The organism is Variovorax sp. 54 (assembly GCF_002754375.1).
Classification (GTDB): Bacteria; Pseudomonadota; Gammaproteobacteria; order Burkholderiales; family Burkholderiaceae_C; genus Variovorax.
The window spans coordinates 4,803,502-4,821,767 of sequence record NZ_PEFF01000001.1 but is presented as its reverse complement, the minus strand read 5'-3'; the positions used below and the strand labels follow the sequence as shown (position 1 = coordinate 4,821,767).

Annotated in this window: 16 protein-coding genes; 14 read left to right on the top strand and 2 right to left on the bottom strand. The window is 67.9% G+C overall.

Annotated features, from left to right (window positions below):
• Window positions 1-4 precede the first annotated feature (4 nt).
• The 9 genes from leuD (at window position 5) to accD (ending at window position 10,673) form a co-directional block, all read left to right on the top strand.
• The gene (gene leuD, locus CLU95_RS22215) at window positions 5-655 is read left to right on the top strand and encodes a 3-isopropylmalate dehydratase small subunit (protein WP_099795591.1); all 651 of its coding nucleotides are present in this window, start codon (window positions 5-7) and stop codon (window positions 653-655) included.
• A 43-nt stretch (window positions 656-698) separates the two neighbouring features.
• Window positions 699-1,787 (top strand): 3-isopropylmalate dehydrogenase, encoded by a 1,089-nt coding sequence (gene leuB / locus CLU95_RS22210; RefSeq protein ID WP_099795590.1) that lies wholly within the window; start codon window positions 699-701, stop codon window positions 1,785-1,787.
• A 90-nt stretch (window positions 1,788-1,877) separates the two neighbouring features.
• Complete coding sequence (gene asd / locus CLU95_RS22205; protein ID WP_099795589.1) at window positions 1,878-3,023, top strand: aspartate-semialdehyde dehydrogenase; 1,146 nt, start codon at window positions 1,878-1,880, stop codon at window positions 3,021-3,023.
• A gap of 167 nt (window positions 3,024-3,190) precedes the next feature.
• Complete coding sequence (locus CLU95_RS22200; protein ID WP_099795588.1) at window positions 3,191-5,992, top strand: FimV/HubP family polar landmark protein; 2,802 nt, start codon at window positions 3,191-3,193, stop codon at window positions 5,990-5,992.
• 31 nt (window positions 5,993-6,023) lie between these two features.
• Window positions 6,024-6,848: a tRNA pseudouridine(38-40) synthase TruA gene (gene truA / locus CLU95_RS22195; RefSeq protein WP_099795587.1), complete on the top strand. Its 825-nt coding sequence runs from the start codon at window positions 6,024-6,026 to the stop codon at window positions 6,846-6,848.
• The gene (locus CLU95_RS22190; protein ID WP_099795586.1) at window positions 6,845-7,552 is read left to right on the top strand and encodes a phosphoribosylanthranilate isomerase; all 708 of its coding nucleotides are present in this window, start codon (window positions 6,845-6,847) and stop codon (window positions 7,550-7,552) included. Before truA ends, CLU95_RS22190 begins: the two co-directional genes overlap by 4 nt.
• A gap of 50 nt (window positions 7,553-7,602) precedes the next feature.
• The gene (gene trpB, locus CLU95_RS22185) at window positions 7,603-8,889 is read left to right on the top strand and encodes a tryptophan synthase subunit beta (RefSeq protein WP_099795585.1); all 1,287 of its coding nucleotides are present in this window, start codon (window positions 7,603-7,605) and stop codon (window positions 8,887-8,889) included.
• Window positions 8,889-9,734, top strand: coding sequence for a tryptophan synthase subunit alpha (gene trpA / locus CLU95_RS22180; RefSeq protein ID WP_099795584.1), 846 nt, complete (start codon window positions 8,889-8,891; stop codon window positions 9,732-9,734). Before trpB ends, trpA begins: the two co-directional genes overlap by 1 nt.
• 66 nt (window positions 9,735-9,800) lie before the next feature.
• Complete coding sequence (gene accD / locus CLU95_RS22175) at window positions 9,801-10,673, top strand: acetyl-CoA carboxylase, carboxyltransferase subunit beta (protein ID WP_099795583.1); 873 nt, start codon at window positions 9,801-9,803, stop codon at window positions 10,671-10,673.
• A gap of 76 nt (window positions 10,674-10,749) precedes the next feature.
• Here the strand turns inward: accD and CLU95_RS22170 are convergent, their stop codons facing one another.
• The gene (locus CLU95_RS22170; protein ID WP_099795582.1) at window positions 10,750-11,310 is read right to left on the bottom strand and encodes a YggT family protein; all 561 of its coding nucleotides are present in this window, start codon (window positions 11,308-11,310) and stop codon (window positions 10,750-10,752) included.
• Between the two features lie 90 nt (window positions 11,311-11,400).
• Here CLU95_RS22170 and CLU95_RS22165 point away from each other — a divergent pair, with 90 nt between their 5' ends.
• The 5 genes from CLU95_RS22165 (at window position 11,401) to CLU95_RS22145 (ending at window position 16,909) form a co-directional block, all read left to right on the top strand.
• Window positions 11,401-12,366 (top strand): glycosyltransferase family 2 protein, encoded by a 966-nt coding sequence (locus CLU95_RS22165; RefSeq protein WP_099795581.1) that lies wholly within the window; start codon window positions 11,401-11,403, stop codon window positions 12,364-12,366.
• 29 nt (window positions 12,367-12,395) lie between these two features.
• Window positions 12,396-13,019 (top strand): LON peptidase substrate-binding domain-containing protein, encoded by a 624-nt coding sequence (locus CLU95_RS22160; protein WP_257214696.1) that lies wholly within the window; start codon window positions 12,396-12,398, stop codon window positions 13,017-13,019.
• Window positions 13,020-13,032: 13 nt separating this feature from the next.
• Window positions 13,033-14,403 (top strand): hypothetical protein, encoded by a 1,371-nt coding sequence (locus CLU95_RS22155; protein ID WP_099795579.1) that lies wholly within the window; start codon window positions 13,033-13,035, stop codon window positions 14,401-14,403.
• Window positions 14,404-14,549: 146 nt separating this feature from the next.
• Window positions 14,550-16,091: a lysine--tRNA ligase gene (gene lysS / locus CLU95_RS22150; protein ID WP_099797433.1), complete on the top strand. Its 1,542-nt coding sequence runs from the start codon at window positions 14,550-14,552 to the stop codon at window positions 16,089-16,091.
• A 23-nt stretch (window positions 16,092-16,114) separates the two neighbouring features.
• Window positions 16,115-16,909 (top strand): class I SAM-dependent methyltransferase, encoded by a 795-nt coding sequence (locus tag CLU95_RS22145; protein WP_143606036.1) that lies wholly within the window; start codon window positions 16,115-16,117, stop codon window positions 16,907-16,909.
• Window positions 16,910-16,930: 21 nt separating this feature from the next.
• Here CLU95_RS22145 and CLU95_RS22140 read toward each other — a convergent pair whose 3' ends face one another.
• Window positions 16,931-18,265 (bottom strand): galactosyl transferase GMA12/MNN10 family protein, encoded by a 1,335-nt coding sequence (locus CLU95_RS22140; protein WP_099795577.1) that lies wholly within the window; start codon window positions 18,263-18,265, stop codon window positions 16,931-16,933.
• Between the last annotated feature and the right edge of the window lies 1 nt (window position 18,266).

The window sequence follows — 18,266 nt, the reverse complement described above, 5'->3', positions numbered from 1 at the left end:
TCACATGCAGAAATTCACCGTGCACAAGGGCCTCGTGGCCCCCATGGACCGCGAGAACGTCGACACCGACGCGATCATTCCCAAGCAGTTCCTCAAGTCGATCAAGAAGACCGGCTTCGGCGTGAACCTGTTCGACGAGTGGCGCTATCTGGACGCCGGCTTTCCGGGCCAGGACCCGGCCAGCCGCAAGCCGAACCCCGACTTCGTGCTGAACCAGCCGCGCTACGCAGGCGCCTCGGTGCTGCTGGCGCGCAAGAACTTCGGCTGCGGCTCGTCGCGCGAACATGCGCCGTGGGCGCTCGACCAGTACGGCTTTCGCGCGATCATTGCGCCGAGCTACGCCGACATCTTCTTCAACAACAGCTTCAAGAACGGCCTGCTGCCGATCGTGCTGAGCGAAGCGCAGGTTGCGCAGCTGTTCGACGAAGCGTTGGCCTTCCCCGGCTACGCGCTGACCATCGACCTGGAGCGCCAGGTGGTCGTGAAGCCGGACGGCGGCGAACTCTCGTTCGACGTGCAGGCCTTCCGCAAGTACTGCCTGATCAACGGGCTGGACGACATCGGCCTGACGCTGCGCCACAAGGACAAGATCAAGGCCTTCGAGACCGAGCGCCTGGCGCAGAAGCCCTGGCTCGCGCACACGATGATCTCGTGAGCGTTCACCGCATTTCCGTTTTCAAAAAACCTCAGACCAACTTATGAAAATCGCAGTTCTCCCGGGTGACGGCATCGGCACCGAAATCGTGGCGGAAGCCGTCAGGGTGCTCGAAGTCCTCGACCTGAAGTTCGAGATGGAGTCGGCGCTCGTCGGCGGTGCGGCCTACGAGGCGCACGGTCATCCGCTGCCGGAGTCGACGCTCGCGCTCGCGAAGGCATCCGACGCGGTGCTGTTCGGCGCCGTCGGCGACTGGAAGTACGACAAGCTCGACCGCCCGCTGCGTCCCGAGCAGGCCATCCTGGGGCTGCGCAAGAACCTGGGCCTGTTCGCGAACTTCCGTCCGGCCATCTGCTACGAGCAGCTGGTGGACGCCTCGAGCCTGAAGCCCGAGCTGATCGCGGGCCTGGACATCCTCATCATCCGCGAGCTGACCGGCGACATCTACTTCGGCCAGCCGCGCGGCCGCCGCATCGCCACCGACGGTCACTTCCCGGGCGCTGAAGAAGCCTTCGACACGATGCGCTACTCGCGCCCCGAGGTCGAGCGCATCGCCCGCGTGGCCTTCGAGGCCGCTCGCAAGCGCAGCAAGCGCGTGACCAGCGTGGACAAGGCCAACGTGCTCGAGACCTTCCAGTTCTGGAAGGACATCGTGACCGAGGTCGGCAAGGAATATCCGGACGTCGAACTCGACCACATGTACGTCGACAACGCGGCCATGCAGCTCGTGAAGGCGCCCAAGAAGTTCGACGTGGTCGTCACCGGCAACATGTTCGGCGACATCCTCTCGGACGAGGCCGCGATGCTCACCGGCTCCATCGGCATGCTGCCCTCGGCCTCGCTCAATGCGAGCAACCAGGGCCTGTACGAACCGAGCCACGGCAGCGCGCCAGACATTGCCGGCAAAGGGGTTGCCAATCCTTTGGCTACAATCCTGTCCGCTGCCATGATGCTCCGCTTCTCCCTGAACCAACCCGAAGCTGCCGACCGAATCGAGTCGGCGGTCAAGCACGTGCTTGCCTCCGGGCTGCGCACGGGCGACATCTGGTCCGAAGGCACGAAGCGCGTCGGCACCCGCGAAATGGGCGACGCGGTCGTAGCAGCCATCACCAAAAAGACGATTACCGGCTAACCGCAGCCCGCTTCGTCACGCCCTCCCCCGGCCGACGAGTCGGGGGCAAAAAAGACTGATTTTTTCTTTCTTCACTAAGGGCAAACTGAAATGGCGAACGCATCCAAGCAACCTCTGGTCGGCCTTGTAGGCTGGCGTGGCATGGTCGGCTCGGTCCTCATGGACCGCATGCAGGCCGAAGGCGACTTCGGCCTCATCGAGCCGGTCTTCTTCTCGACCTCCAACGCCGGCGGCAAGGCCCCGGCGATGGCCAAGAACGAAACCGCGTTGAAGGATGCGAACGACATCGAGGCACTGAAGAAGTGCGACATCGTCATCACCTGCCAGGGCGGCGACTACACCAGCGAGGTGTTCCCCAAGCTGCGCGCCGCCGGCTGGAACGGCCACTGGATCGACGCGGCCTCCACGCTGCGCATGAACGATGACGCGATCATCGTGCTCGACCCCGTCAACCTGCCCGTGATCCAGAACGCGCTCGCCAAGGGCGGCAAGAACTGGGTCGGCGGCAACTGCACCGTGAGCTGCATGCTCATGGGCGTGGGCGCCCTCTACAAGGCCGGCTTGGTCGAGTGGATGACCAGCATGACCTACCAGGCAGCCTCGGGCGGCGGCGCGCAGCACATGCGCGAGCTGCTGACCCAGTTCGGCACCCTGAACGCCGAAGTGCGCGCGCTGCTCGACGACCCGAAGTCGGCCATCCTCGAGATCGACCGCAAGGTGCTGCACAAGCAGCAGAACCTGAGCGCCTCCGAAATCGCCAACTTCGGCGCGCCGCTGGGCGGCTCGCTGATCCCCTGGATCGACAAGGACCTGGGCGACGGCATGTCCAAGGAAGAGTGGAAGGGCGGCGCCGAGACCAACAAGATCCTCGGCCAGGGCGCGGGCTTCGGTACCGCCGCCACGCCGGTGGACGGCTTCTGCGTGCGCATCGGCGCGATGCGTTGCCACAGCCAGGCGCTGACCTTCAAGCTGAAGAAGGACGTGCCGGTGGCCGACATCGAAGCGATGATCTCCGCCGACAACCCCTGGGCCAAGGTCGTGCCGAACACGCGCGAAGCCACGGTCAAGGACCTGACGCCTGTGGCCGTGACCGGCACCATGGACATCCCGGTCGGCCGCATCCGCAAGCTGGCAATGGGCCCCGAGTATGTCGGCGCCTTCACCATCGGCGACCAGCTGCTGTGGGGCGCCGCCGAACCGCTGCGCCGCATGCTGCGCATCCTGCTCGAAGCCTGATGCGGGCAGCTCAGGGCCTTGGAATACAAAAATGTTGCCGAAAGGCAACACTGGATGTCATCGGAAGTATGCGCGCACTGGGTAGATCAGGCGCATTGCCTTGTCAGTGCATGTTGATGATGCTAACGTCCTCTTACAAATTCAGGGCCTGAGCCGCCCCTATCAGCATGACAAGACATCTGTTGCCCGCGGCCCGCCCTTCGGCCGCCCGCCCCGCCCTGCCGTCAAATGGCTGGCGCCTTTCCATCCTGGGCGCTGCCGCCGCCCTGACGCTGGGGCTCGCCAGCCCTGACGCCAGCGCTTTCGCGCTCGGGCCGCTGCGGGTGCAGTCGGCACTGGGCGAACCCTTGCGCGCCGAGATCGATGTCACCGAAATGGCTGCCAATGAAGCGGAAGGCCTGAAGATCAACATCGCCACGGCCGAAGCCTTCAAGAACGCGGGCATCCCGTACAACGCGGCCCTGGGCGACGTGAAAGCCACGCTGCAACGCCGCGCCGGTGGCCAATACGTGGTGCGCCTGGCCGGCAACCGCCCGCTCAACGACCCCTTCATCGACCTGCTGCTCGAAGCCAATGGCGCCTCGGGCCGCATCGTGCGCGACTACACCGTGCTGCTCGATCCGCCGGCCACGCGCCAGGCGGCAGCCGCACCGGTCGCGCCCATCGCACCGCAGATCGCCACGCCGGTCGAGCGCCCCGCGCCGGCCCCGCGCGTGCGCCGCGAGCCTGCGCCCGCAGTTGCCGCAACGCCCGCACCCGCTGCGGCTGCGCCGGCCCCTGCTGCCGCACCGGCTCCTGCGCCGGCACGTGCCGCCGTCGCCGCGCCCAGTGGCGGCAGTGGCGAGCAAGTCACAACGCGCCGTGGCGACACCGCCGGCAAGATCGCCTCCGCTCACAAGCCCGCCGATGTGTCGCTCGACCAGATGCTGGTCGCACTGCTGAACGCCAACCCCGACGCCTTCGTCGGCGGCAACGTCAACCGGATGAAGGCCGGTGCCGTGCTCGACCTGCCGAACGCTGCCGCAGCGAGTGCCGTGCCAGCCGCCGACGCACGCCGCACGATCACCGCGCAAAGCCGCGACTTCGGCAGCTACCGCCAGCGCCTCGCCGAAAACGCCCCGACCACCAACGTGGCCGCCGCGAGCCGCCAGGCCTCGGGCAAGCTGCAGGCCAGCGTGGAAGACCGCAACGCCGCCGCCAGCGCACCCGACAAGCTCACGGTGTCGCAAGGCAACGCCGCCGCACGCGCCGCCGACGAAAAGGTCGCGCAGGCCCGCCAGGCGCAGGACAGCAGCAACCGCGTCGCCGAGCTTTCGAAGAACATCAACGAGCTGAACAAGCTCAAGGCCGGTGCCGGCACCGGCACCGGATCGTCCGCTGCCGCCACCGCGCCTGCAGCGCCGGCCACCACGCCCGGCATCGCCGTTCCCGCGCCGTTGACCGGCGCCACGACGCCGGCGGCCCCGGCTGCTCCTGCTCCTGTCGCTGCCCCCGCAGCCGCTGCCACCGCACCGGCAACGCCAGCTCCGGTCGCTGCACCAGCCGCTCCCGCTGCAACGCCCCCTGTCGCCGCGGCCTCTGCTGCTGCACCCGCCGCAGCAGCCGCACCGTCCGCCACCGACGCAGCCGCCCTCCCCGTGGCGGCCGCTGCCAGCGCCGCGGCCGCCGCTGCCCCCATCGTCGCGCCCAAGCCGGTGGTGAAGGCCTCGCCGCCACCGCCCCCGCCGGAGCGCAGCTTCCTCGACGAACTGCTCGACAACCCGCTGATGCTCGCGGGCGCCGCGCTGATCGCGCTGCTGATCGGCTTCCTGCTGTACCGCGTGCTGGGCCGCCGTCGCGAAGAGATGAGCGAAAGCGTGTTCCTCGAGAGCCGCATTCCCAAGGACTCGTTCTTCGGCGCCAGCGGCGGCGAATCGGTCGACACCAAGAACCGCGGCGACTCCACCGTGTCGTCGCTGTCGTACTCGCCGAGCCAGCTCGACGCGGGCGATGTCGACCCGGTCGCCGAAGCCGACGTGTACCTCGCCTACGGCCGCGATCTGCAGGCCGAGGAAATCCTGCGTGAAGCGCTGCGCCTGAACCCGGACCGCACCGCGATCCACCTCAAGCTGCTCGAGATCCACGCCAAGCGCCGCGACGTGCGCGCCTTCGACGGCCTGGCCACCGAAGTGCACAAGCTGACCAACGGCGCCGGCTCCGAATGGAACCGCGTGGTCGACATGGGCAAGGACCTCGATCCGGGCAATCCGCTGTACGAATCGGGCACGGGCACCGCGCGTGGCGCCAGCCAGGCCGAAACCGCCGCGTTCGCAGGCGCACTGGCAGCCGCGGCCAAGCCGGCTGTCGCAGCCGCAGCAGCCGTCGTGGCACCGCCGCCCCCGGCCGCACCGCCCGTCGCGTCGGCCCCGCCGGCCTTCATGCCCTCGGTCGCGCCGCTGGACTTCGACCTCGACCTGACCCAGCCGCCCGCACCGGCGCCTGCGCCGGTGGGTGCCAGCCTGCCGAAGTCGGTCTACGCGCCGACGGCCGCACCGGCCCCGCTGAGCAACGGCCATGCCGTGGCACCTGTCGACCTCGAGAACGATTTCGACACGGCCCCCGGCGCGCTGACCGCCCACACGCGCCCCTCGTCGCTGAACGACGCGGAGCACAACACCCGCCCAGCCATGCTGCGTGACACGCTGCCCGCTGATTCGGGCTTCATCGAGTTCGACATGAGCGCCCTCGCCGGCCTGCCGGCCCGCTCCGCCGTCGCTGAAGCTCCGCGCTCTGCGGCTGTGGCCACCTCGCCGTCCGCGCTGGACGACGACGGCGACGACAACCCGCACGCCGTGAAGCTCTCGCTGGCCCGCGAACTGCAGGCCATCGGCGACGTCGAAGGCGCGCGCTCGCTGGTCGAGGAAGTCGAAGCCGAAAGCGCTGGCGACCTCAAGTCGCAAGCCAAGCAACTGCTCGCCGAACTGCGCTGAGCCGGTTGCCGACTGCCCTTCTGATCGCTTCGTGAGGCTGGCACTCGGCATCCGCTACAACGGCCAGGCATACGAGGGCTGGCAGAGCCAGCGCTCGGGCCGCACGGTGCAGGACAAGCTCGAAGCAGCCCTCGCGAAGTTCGCCGGGCTGCCCGCCGGCAGCAGGGTCGGCACGCTGTGCGCCGGCCGCACCGACGCCGGCGTGCACGGGCTCATGCAGGTGGTGCACTTCGACACCGACATCGAGCGCGACCCCTTCTCCTGGATGCGCGGCACCAACCGCTACCTTCCCGACGACATCGCGGTGCAGTGGGCGCACCCGGTACCCGCCGAATTCCATTGCCGCGCCAGTGCCCTGGCGCGTCGCTACGTCTACGTGCTCTCGCAGTCGCCCGTGCGGCCCAGCCTCGATGCGGGCCGGGTCGGCTGGTCGATGTACCCGCTCGATGGCGATGCGATGCGCACCGCTGCGGCGCTGCTGGTGGGCCGTCACGACTTCAGCTCGTTCCGCGCCTCGGCCTGCCAGGCCCTCTCGCCGGTCAAGGACCTGCGGCGCCTCGAGATCACGCGCTTGGGCGACGGCGAACGCTGCCGCTGGCACTTCGAATTCGAGGCCGACGCCTTCCTGCACCACATGATCCGCAACCTGATGGGCAGCCTCGTGCGCATCGGCCGCGGCGACGAACGGCCTGAATGGATCACCGAGGTGCTCGAGGCGCGCAGCCGCAAGGTCGCGGCGCCCACCTTCTCCGCCGACGGCCTGTACTTCCTCGGCCCGTTGTACGACGCCAAGTGGGGTCTGCCGGCCGAGGCCACGTTCCAGGGCGACCGGGCTTCGTATGATGGCCCGCCATGACATCCCCCGCCTTCCTCGCCCCGCGCACCCGCATCAAGATCTGTGGCCTCACACGTGAGGCCGACGTGGACGCGGCGGTGGAAGCCGGCGCCGACGCGATCGGCTTCGTGCTCTATCCGAAGAGCCCGCGCGCCGTGAGCGTCGAGCGCGCCGCCGAACTGGCCTCGCGCCTGCCGCCCTTCATCACGCCCGTGCTGCTGTTCGTGAACGAGACTGCTACTGAAGTCATAGCATCGCTGGCCCGTGTGAAAGGCGCCATCGCGCAGTTCCACGGCGAAGAGACGCCCGAGCAATGTGAGGAAGCCACCGGTCCGGGGGCCTTTCGTTACATGCGCGCCGCCCGCATTCCGCTCGGTGCGGCCGGGGCCGGCTTCGACCTCGTAAAATACGCGTCCGATTACTCCCACGCCCAGGCCATCCTGCTCGACGCCCATGTCGAAGGTTATGGCGGAGGCGGCAAGGCTTTCGATTGGTCACTTCTTCCACCCGCCGTCGACGCTCACCTCGTCTTGAGTGGTGGGCTCACACCTGCAAACGTGAGCGATGGCATTCACAGCCTGCGGACGCGCTGCAAGACGCTGTCCGTTGATGTGAGCTCGGGCGTCGAAATCGACGGCCCGGGGAACAAGGGCCTGAAGGACGCCGGAAAGATCCGGCAATTCGTCGCCGCCGTAAGAGCCGCCGACACGTCCTTCTCTAGTTAGCCGCCGCACCCGATCGTCATTCGGGCTGCGGCCCAACGATCGAGAGAACCATGCAAAGCAATTTCCAGGATTACCAGCAACCCGACGCCAGCGGCCACTTCGGCAACTACGGCGGGACCTTCGCGAGCGAAACGCTCACCCACGCGATCAACGAACTGCGCGACGCGTATGCGAAGTTCAAGGACGACCCGGCCTTCCTGGCCGAGTTCCACTACGAACTGAAGCACTTCGTCGGCCGCCCCTCGCCGATCTACCACGCCGCACGCACCAGCCGTGAAATGGGCGGCGCGCAGATCTACCTGAAGCGCGAAGACCTCAACCACACCGGCGCGCACAAGATCAACAACGTGATCGGCCAGGCGATGCTCGCGCGCCGCATGGGCAAGCCCCGCGTGATCGCCGAAACCGGTGCCGGCCAGCACGGCGTGGCCACCGCCACCATCTGCGCGCGCTACGGCCTCGAATGCGTGGTCTACATGGGCAGCCAGGACGTGAAGCGCCAGAGCCCCAACGTCTACCGCATGAACCTGCTGGGCGCGACCGTGGTGCCCGTCGAATCGGGCAGCAAGACGCTGAAGGACGCGCTCAACGAAGCGATGCGCGACTGGGTCACGAACGTCGAAAACACCTTCTACATCATCGGCACGGTGGCGGGGCCGCACCCCTACCCGACCATGGTGCGCGACTTCCAGAGCGTGATCGGCACCGAGTGCATCGACCAGATGCCCGCCATGCTCGCGGCCGACGGCATCACCGGCGAAGCCGAGGGCAAGCAGCCCGACGTGGTGGTCGCCTGCGTGGGCGGCGGCAGCAATGCCATGGGCATCTTCCACCCCTACATTCCGTTCGCCAACACGCGCCTGATCGGCGTCGAAGCGGCCGGCGAAGGGCTCGACAGCGGCAAGCACTCGGCCTCGATCCTGCGCGGCAGCCCGGGCGTGCTGCACGGCAATCGCACCTACCTGCTGCAGAACGACGACGGCCAGATCACCGAGACGCACAGCATCAGCGCAGGCCTCGACTACCCGGGCGTCGGCCCCGAGCACGCCTACCTGGCCGACATCGGCCGCGCCGAGTATGTCGGCATCACCGACATGGAGGCGCTCGAAGCCTTTCACTATCTGTGTCGCACGGAGGGCATCATTCCCGCGCTCGAATCCAGCCACGCCGTGGCCTACGCCATGAAACTCGCCAAGACTATGCGCCCCGACCAGTCGATCCTGGTCAACCTTTCGGGCCGCGGCGACAAGGACATCGGCACCGTCGCCGACCTGTCGGGCGTCGATTTCTACGACCGCCCCTCGATGCGCGGCCTGAGCGTGAAGGGAGGCAAGTGATGAGCCGCATTGCCGCCACCTTCAAGACGCTTGAGGCGCAGGGCCGCAAGGCCCTGATTCCCTACGTCACCGCAGGCTTCCCGTTTGCCGACATCACGCCCGAACTCATGCACGGCATGGTCGAGGCCGGTGCCGACGTGATCGAGCTGGGCGTGCCCTTCTCCGACCCGATGGCCGACGGCCCCGTGATCCAGAAAGCCGGCGAAGCCGCGCTGGCGCTGGGTGTCGGCATGAAGCAGGTGCTCGCCATGGTGGCGGCGTTCCGCACCCAGGACACGACCACGCCGGTCGTGCTCATGGGCTACGCCAACCCAGTCGAGCGCTACGACCTCGTGCACGGCAAGAAGGCCTTCATCCGCGACGCGGCCGCGGCCGGCGTCGATGGCCTGCTGGTCGTCGACTACCCGCCCGAGGAATGCGAGGACTTCGCCGCCGACCTGAAGGCCGCCGGCATCGACCTGATCTTCCTGCTGGCCCCCACGAGCACCGCCGAGCGCATGGCGCAGGTGGCGCGCATCGCGAGCGGCTACGTGTACTACGTGTCGCTCAAGGGCGTGACCGGCGCCGGCCACCTCGACACCGAGGCGGTCGGGCGCATGATCCCGCGCATCCGCGAGCACGTGAGCATCCCCGTCGGCGTGGGCTTCGGCATCCGCGACGCGCGCACGGCGCAGGCCGTCGGCTCGGCGGCCGATGCGGTCGTCATCGGCACGAAGATCATTCAACTCATTGAAGACCAGCCACGCAACAAGGTGGTGCCGGTGGTGCGCGAATTCCTCGCCGGCATCCGCGAAGCACTGGACGCCCTGCCGGCAGCTACCCCCAAGAATGCGGCTGGCCGATAATCTCGGTTGCCCTCACCCCCAGCCCCTGTCGCGCATGCGGGACAGGGGAGCTAATTCCGGAGTCTTATGAGCTGGCTTGAAAAACTGCTACCCGCCAAGATCGCACAAACCGACCCGTCCGAGCGCCGCCAGGTGCCCGAGGGCCTGTGGATCAAATGCCCGGCCTGCGAGACCGTTCTGTACAAGACCGACCTCGAGCACAACCAGAACGTCTGCCCGAGCTGCAGCCACCACCACCGCATCGGCGCCCGCGCGCGCCTGGATGCCTTCCTGGACTCCGAAGGCCGTTACGAAGTCGGCCAGGAAGTGCTGCCGGTCGATGCCCTGAAGTTCAAGGACAGCCGCAAGTACCCCGAGCGCCTGAAGGAAGCCCTGGAGAACACCGGCGAGACCGACGCGCTGGTCGTGCTGGGCGGCTCCGTCCACAGCATCAGCGTGGTCGTGGCCTGCTTCGAGTTCGAGTTCATGGGCGGCTCCATGGGCAGCGTGGTCGGCGAGCGCTTCGTGCGCGGCGTCGAGACCGCCATCGAGCAGAAGGTGCCCTTCATCTGCTTCACCGCCACCGGTGGCGCACGCATGCAGGAAGGCCTGCTCTCGCTGATGCAGATGGCCAAGACCAACGCCGCGCTCACGCGCCTGGCGAAGAAGGGCCTGCCCTACATCAGCGTGCTGACCGACCCGACCATGGGCGGCGTGAGCGCCGGCTTCGCCTTCGTGGGCGACGTGGTGATCGCCGAGCCCAAGGCGCTGATCGGCTTTGCCGGCCCGCGCGTGATCGAGTCGACCGTGCGCGTGACCCTGCCCGAAGGCTTCCAGCGCGCCGAGTTCCTGCAGACCAAGGGCGCGATCGACTTCATCAGCGACCGCCGCGAACTGCGCAAGACCATCGCCAGCACGCTGGCCATGCTGCTGCGCCAGCCGGCCGACGCGGTGCTCTGACCGCTACGGGCTCCGGCCTGTACGCCCGCACGCCGTGAAGGCGGAGCGGGCGTTTTACTTTCCGAGGTGAATGCCCTCAGGCGCCGAGCCGGAACGCGAAGACCAGCAGGTTGCCCAGCACGATCGCCGCCACCTGCAGCACCACAATCGCGGCCAGCGGCGACAGGTCGACCCCGCCGATCAGCGGGATGAAGCGGCGGAACGGCCGCACCAGCGGCTCGGCCAGGCGCGAGATCAGGTCGAGCAGCATCGGCGAAGCGCCCGGAATCCACGACAGCACCGCGTACACCACCAGCAGCGCCGTGAGGCCCGACACCGCCAGCTGCAGCAGGCCGACCAGCGACACCAGCGGCAGCGCCGTGATCCGCGCCAGGCTGCCGGCCAGCAGCCACAGCACCAGGAACTTGAGCATCACCAGCAGCCAGGCCGCGATCAGGCTCGCGAGGTCCCAGCGCTTCACGGCGGGCACGATGCGCCGCAGCGGCAGCACGATCCAGTCGGTGACGGCAAACACGAAGCGCCCCAGCGGATTGCCGAAGGGCACGCGGTGGTATTGCATGTACAGGCGCAGCAGGCAGGCGCCACCGAGCAGGCCGACGATCACGTCGAGAAGAAACGAGGGTATCTGGTACAACATGTCGGATGGGCAGAGAGGTGCGCACGCGCGCGACTGCTCCGATTCTGGACCACAAGCCTCGCCCCCGGCCACACCGCCCTACGGAACCCCATGCCTTTGCTCAGCGTCGTGCTGCCCACCTTCAACAGCGGCGAGTTCGTGGCCGAGACGCTGCAGTCGCTGCAGGCACAGACCTTCACCGACTTCGAGCTGCTGGTCATGGACGACGCCAGCACCGACGGCACCTGGGAACGCCTGGCCGCCTTCGACGACCCGCGCATCCGACGGCACCGCAACGCCTGCAACGTCGGCCTGCCGACCAACATGAACATCGCCATGGCGATGGCCCGGGGCACCTACCTGGCGCGCGTCGACCACGACGATTGCGCCACGCCGGACCGCTTCGCGAAGCAGGTCGCCTTCCTGCAAGACAACCCGTCGGTCACCGTCGTCGGCAGCCAGCTCGAGCACTTCCAGGACCAGGCCGGCATCACCGGCCTGCCGCTGGACGACGCGACGATCAAGGCCCGCATGGTCGAAGGCTACGACTACCTCGCGAACCAGAGCACGACCGGACGGCTCGACTTCTACCGCGCGCACGGGCTGCAGTTCGACCCCAACCTCTACGCCGTCGACGACCTCGGTTTCTGGGTCGACTGCATGCTGCATGGCGCGCGCTTCGCGAACCTGCCCGAGCCGCTGACGCGCTACCGCATCCACCCGGGCATGACCTCCCGCACCTTGCCGCGCGACCGGCTCTACGCCTCGAAGGACCGCATCTACCGCCGCCTGCTGCCGCAGGTCTTCCCGCGCCTGCAGGGCCGCGAGTGCGAACAGCTGCTGACGCTGTACCGCAGCCCTGGCGACATGCCCCAGACGCTGGCGCACCTGGTCGACCTGCATCGCGCGGCGCACAGCGCCCTGTCCGAGGTCGACACGCGTTGGGGCCAGAGCGCCGGCGAATGCCAGCAGTCGATCCTGAACCTGCTCAACCACGCGCGCCATGCGTTCCAGGCGCAGGGGATACTGCGGCCCGAACACGCGACCGTCCTCAACCTGATCCTTCAACCCAGCTGACCGCGGCGTGTGACCCGGTCTTTTCCAACGTGCTCATTCCTCTCTTTCCGCTCGGTACGGTTCTGTTCCCCGATGGCCTGCTGCCGCTGCGTGTCTTCGAGGTCCGCTACCTCGACATGATCGGCAAGTGCCGCAAGGCCGGCACCCCGTTCGGCGTGGTCAGCCTGACGAGCGGCGCCGAAGTGCGCAAGGCCGGCGCCGAGGCCGAAAGCTTTGCCGCCGTCGGCACGCTCGCCGACATCCGCACCTTCGACGCCCCGCAGAGCGGCCTGCTGCAGATCGAATGCGTCGGCACGCAGCGCTTTCGCGTGCGCAGCAGCGAGCTGCAGAAGCACGGCCTGTGGATTGCCGAGGTCGACGCCATCGCCGACGACGTCGCGCTCGAGATTCCCGACGACCTGCAGCACACCGCCACCGCGCTGCGCCGCCTGCTCGACACCCTCGAAGAGCGCCGCCGCGCGCAAGGCGACACGGTGCGCCTGCCGATCGGCGCGCCCTACCGCCTGGACGATTGCGGCTGGGTGGCCAACCGCTGGTGTGAGCTGGTGCCGATGCAGCTCACGCTGAAGCAGCGCCTCATGGAACTCGACAGCCCGCTGATGCGCCTGGAGCTGGTCAGCGACCTGCTGACGCGCACCGGCATCACTGAATAAATCGGTTGGCGAGATGAGCCCGGCGCCGGTCCGTTTCCACTCGATCCTGCTGCGCGCGGGTTCGGACGCCTTCGCGGACAACCACCGCGCCTACTGCGCCCGCTGGGGCTACGCGCACCGCCTGCACGCCATCGGCACGCCGCACAACAGCGCGCGCACGTTGCTGGTCTACAAGTACAGCGTGGTGAGCGCCGCGCTGGCCGATGCGCCCGACGGCACGCTGCTGGTCTTCGCGGACGACGACGTGGCCTTTCTCGCCCCATTGCCGGCGCCGGCCGTGATCGGCGACGCGACGCACTGGATCGCCGAGAACGAACACCACCACCGCCCCGAAGGCAGCTGCTTCATGCTGCGCGCCGGCCCCGAGGCCACGGCCTTGGTCGCCTCCGTGCTCGACCGTCTGCGCGTCGCGCCCGACGCAGGCACCGACCGTTGGGCACACCGCGAACTCGAAGGCTTTGCGGCCCACCCGCACCACCAACTCATCGACGGCCGGCACTACCCCAACCTGCTGTTCGCCCGCTTCGGCCACTACCTGCCGGAGGTCTCGGCCTTCGTGCTCTCGTTCAACCCCACAGTCCACATCGATGTCCAGGACATGCGCGTGCGCAGCATCTTGGTCGCGCACCTGAACGCGGTGCTGGCGCGCGACGGCCAGCTCTACGACGACCTGCCGCCCGCGCCCACGGGCGAGCCCGGCTACGCGGTGCGCAACCCCGGCCAGCCCGTCGCCTTGCTCACCAGCTACACGCCCAACATCGCCGGCTACGCCGCCCTGTCGGAACGCAACATCGCCGCGTACGCCGACCACCACGGCTACACCCACCACGTCTACCGCGACCTGCCTGCCGATCTGCGGGGCCAGGTGGCCGGCAACTGGATCAAGCCCCGGCTGCTGCTCAAGCACCTGGCCGAACACGCGCAGGTCGCGTGGGTCGATGCCGACATCCTCATCCACGACCGCACACGGCCGCTCGCATCCATCCTGCGCGGCCGGCCGGTGGCGCTGGCGCGCGACGTGTCGGGCTACGAATTCAACAGCGGCTTCATGGTGTTCTCGAACACGCCGGCCTGCATCACGTACCTCGAACGCGTGCAGGCGCTCATCGACGACGTGCAGGACAAGCGCGGCGTCTACGCTTCGGGCGGCGACCAGGCCTTCTTCGTTGCCGCCTGGGCCGAGGCCGGCGGCGACGCGGTCATGCCGCGTTCCGACGGCGTGTCCTTCAATTCGCACCCCGCGCTGTACGACGGCGACAGCTTCATGCTGCACTACATGGGCTACCCGGATCGCCTGCGCACGCTGGTGATGCAGCACGACGCACAACAGATCGCGCGCCGCCACGCAGGCGCGCCAGACCCCGCGACACCGCCGAACGGCTGAAAACGCTGAGGATTCAGCTCCACTTTTGATAGCAATCCTCACAGAACTGACGGGCGCTTCAGGCCGATTCCGCTCAAGGCCGATGGGCTAAAATGCACGGCCCGCGCACACCCTTCCTCTTCTTGCTGCGCCCCCACACGCCTCCCATGTCCGACGAACAACTGCCCTCCTCTTCTCCCACGTCCACGGCCGACGACAACCAGCTCATCGTCGAACGCCGCGAAAAGCTCAAGCTGCTGCGCACGGCGCAGACCGAAGGCAAGGGGGTCGCGTTCCCGAACGACTTCAAGCCCGGCCACCGCGCCGCGGCCCTGGCCGAACAGCATGGCAGCACCGAGCCCGAGGCGCTCGAAGCGCAGGCCGTGGCCGTCAGCGTGGCCGGCCGCATGATGCTCAAGCGCGTGATGGGCAAGGCCAGCTTCGCGACCGTGCAGGACGCCACCGGCCGCATCCAGCTGTACGTGACGCGCGACGCCATCGGCGAAGAGGCGTACGCCGACTTCAAGCGCTGGGACCTCGGCGACATCCTCGGCGCCGAAGGCACGCTCATGAAGACCAAGACCGGCGAGCTGTCGGTCAAGGTGACCAAGCTGCGCCTGCTCACCAAGAGCCTGCGCCCGCTGCCCGACAAGTTCCACGGCATGGCTGACCAGGAGCAGAAGTACCGCCAGCGCTACGTCGACCTGATCACCGACGAGTCGGCCCGCGTGCGCTTCACCGCGCGCAGCAAGGCCGTGAGCGCGCTGCGCGAGTTCATGGTGTCGCACGACTTCCTCGAAGTCGAGACGCCCATGCTCCACCCCATTCCGGGCGGCGCCAACGCCAAGCCCTTCAAGACGCACCACAACGCGCTCGACCAGGAGATGTTCCTGCGCATCGCGCCCGAGCTGTACCTCAAGCGCCTGATCGTCGGCGGCTTCGAGCGCGTGTTCGAGATCAACCGGAGCTACCGCAACGAGGGCATCTCGGTGCGGCACAACCCCGAGTTCACGATGATGGAGTTCTACGCGGCCTACTGGAACTACCGCGACCTGATGGACTTCACCGAGACGCTGATCCGCACCATCGCCGACAAGGCCGTGGGCACGCAGCAGCTCACCTACGGCGGCAAGCCGGTCGACCTGACGCAGCCCTTCGAACGCCTGACGATCCGCGAAGCAATCCTCAAGCACACCGAGGCAGGTGACGGGGTCGACGACACCACCTGGCTCATCAATGCCCTGCGCAAGCTCGGCCTGAGCGAAGAGAAAGACAAGCTCTCGCAGCGCAGCCTCGCGAGCCTGCAGGTGATGTACTTCGAGGAAACCGTGGAAGAGAAGCTCTGGCAGCCGACCTTCATCATGGAACACCCGACCGAGATCTCGCCGCTGGCGCGCGCCAACGACGACCGCCCCGAGGTCACCGAGCGCTTCGAGCTGTACATCACGGGCCGCGAATTCGGCAACGGCTTCAGCGAGCTGAACGACGCCGAAGACCAGGCCGCGCGCTTCAACGCGCAGGTGGCTGCCAAGGACAGCGGCGACGACGAAGCCATGTTCTACGACCACGACTTCGTGCGCGCGCTCGAGTACGGCATGCCGCCCACCGGCGGCTGCGGCATCGGCATCGACCGCCTCATGATGCTGCTGACCGATTCGCCGAGCATCCGCGACGTGATCCTGTTCCCCGCGCTGCGCCGCGAACTCTGACCCACCCGACGGGGACGCTGTCCGTGACTGACTTTCTCTGGCAAGACCGCGACAAGAAAGAGTACGTCTACCCGTTCAACCCCAGGCCTGAGTGCCTGGACATGGTCCAGCGCCCGCCCACGGTCGCGCTCGACATCGGTTGCGGCTCCGGCGGCGTCGGCCACGAACTGCGCCGGCGCCACCCCGGCGTCGAACTCTGGGGCTGCGAGTTCAACGCCTCGGCGGCACAGGTGGCGCGCGAACACTTCGACAAGGTGGTCGAGCAGGACGTGGAAACGGTCGACTTCGCTGCGCTGGGGCTCACCCGCCCCTTCGACCTCGTGTGCCTGTTCGACGTGCTGGAGCACCTCGTCAATCCGTGGCAGCTGCTCAGCGGCCTGAAGCGCATCGTCGCGCCGGATGCGCAGATTCTGGTGAGCCTGCCGAATGCGTCCAACCTGCCGATGCTGTACGACGCCATGCGCGGACACTGGCGCTACACCCACTGGGGTCTGCTCGACTTCACGCACCTGCGCTTCTTCACGGACTTCGATGCGCGCAAGATGTTCTATCAGACCGGGTACCGCGTGCTCGACCACCGGCTCGACTACCTCGGCCAGGGCCGCGATATCTACGAGCGCCACCAGGCGGAGCCCTTCCCCCTGGTGCTGACGCTGGGCGGGCTCTCGCTGCAGGTCGCATCGGCCGACGACCTGGCGCGGCTGTGCGCCGACCGCAACCTCTACCTGATCAGCCCCCATCACGGCGATTTCCGCGACGACCACGAGCGCGAGATGGCGTCGAACAGCTACCCGACGACCTACACCTTCGGCGGCTGAAGCGCGGCGCGCGCCACCCGCTCAGCCCAGGCGCTTCGACCGCGCGTCGACGTCCGCCATGTACACCGACCGGTAAGGCTCCCCGAGCCCCACGAAGTGCACCAGCAGGCTGTCGTCGCCCGCCAGGTGCGGCGGCGTGTTGATGCTCAGCAGGTCCGTCACGACCGCATCGCCGATCAGGCCATGCTCGCCCAGCACCACGTTCGTGTAGTACTGGTCGCCCTGGCTGGCGTACACGGTCGACTTGTCGTCGACGCCGGTGATGCGCTCCCACAGCTGTGTGAGCAGTTCGAGGTTGCGCTCCGTGTTCCGGAAGCCCATCACGCCCGAGTTGACGTCCCACGCGCCGATGTCCTTGGCGAACAGCAGGTCTCGGCCTTCGAGCAGCGGCTCGATGCGTTTTGCCTGGTTGACGAACAGGGTGTCGGCGTCGATCCACACCACCCACTGGTGCTGCGCGAGGTGACGCCTCACGAGCCAGCTCTTCACCCAGGCGCCGCTGATCGACGGGTCGAGTTCGTCCGGGATCGCGCGGTAGACGTGGTAGCCGTGCCCGTGCCGTTCGCAGTAGCGCCGCACGTTGTGCTCCGACACGCGCGCGTAGGCATTGATGTGGTGCGTGTACAGCGTGACGAAGGCGACGGACGCCTGCGGGTTGACGCAGGAATACGCGTCCTCCGAGATCGCCGGGTAGGCCGGCGGCGGCAGCACGGGCTCGCCGTCGATCAATGCCGCGTTCACCCGGCGCACCAGCAGGCGCTGCAGGTTCGCGTCGTGCAGCAGCTCTTCCAGCACACGGCCCTCGGCATCCAGCTCCTGCAGGGCCGCCAGGTGCACCACGAAGATGCGAGCGCCGAACCAGGCTGCAATGCGCCACGAGACGTTCACATAGCAGTCGCCGATGAGCCCATTGCACGGCAGCAGACCGGCCGGGCGCAGCAGCTCGGCCGCGTCGAGACGGGGCGTGACGCGCGCAACGACCTGGCTCGCCGCCCGGATGAGCGCATGCAACAGCGCACGGTTGACCGCCGTGTTGCGCAGGATCATCAGGTTGACGAGCGGCAGGCCCTTGGGCCCGTCGACCACGAGCAGGTCGCGGCCTTCCATCAGCAGCTCGACGGCCACCGGATGGAACACCACCGAATCGCCGTCGAGAAAGAGCAGCCAGTCGCCTTCGTCGAGCCCGCGCAGGCGGCGCAGCATCTCGGCGTATTTCGCGCAATCGCGCAGCGCGGGGTGCCCGGCACGGTCGCTCTCCACCCAGGCGTGGGGGTAGCCGAAACGGCGGCAGTAGTGCCCGTGATTGCGCAGCACCGGCTCGTCGAACCGGTCGAAGAATGTCAGGCACAGCGGCATC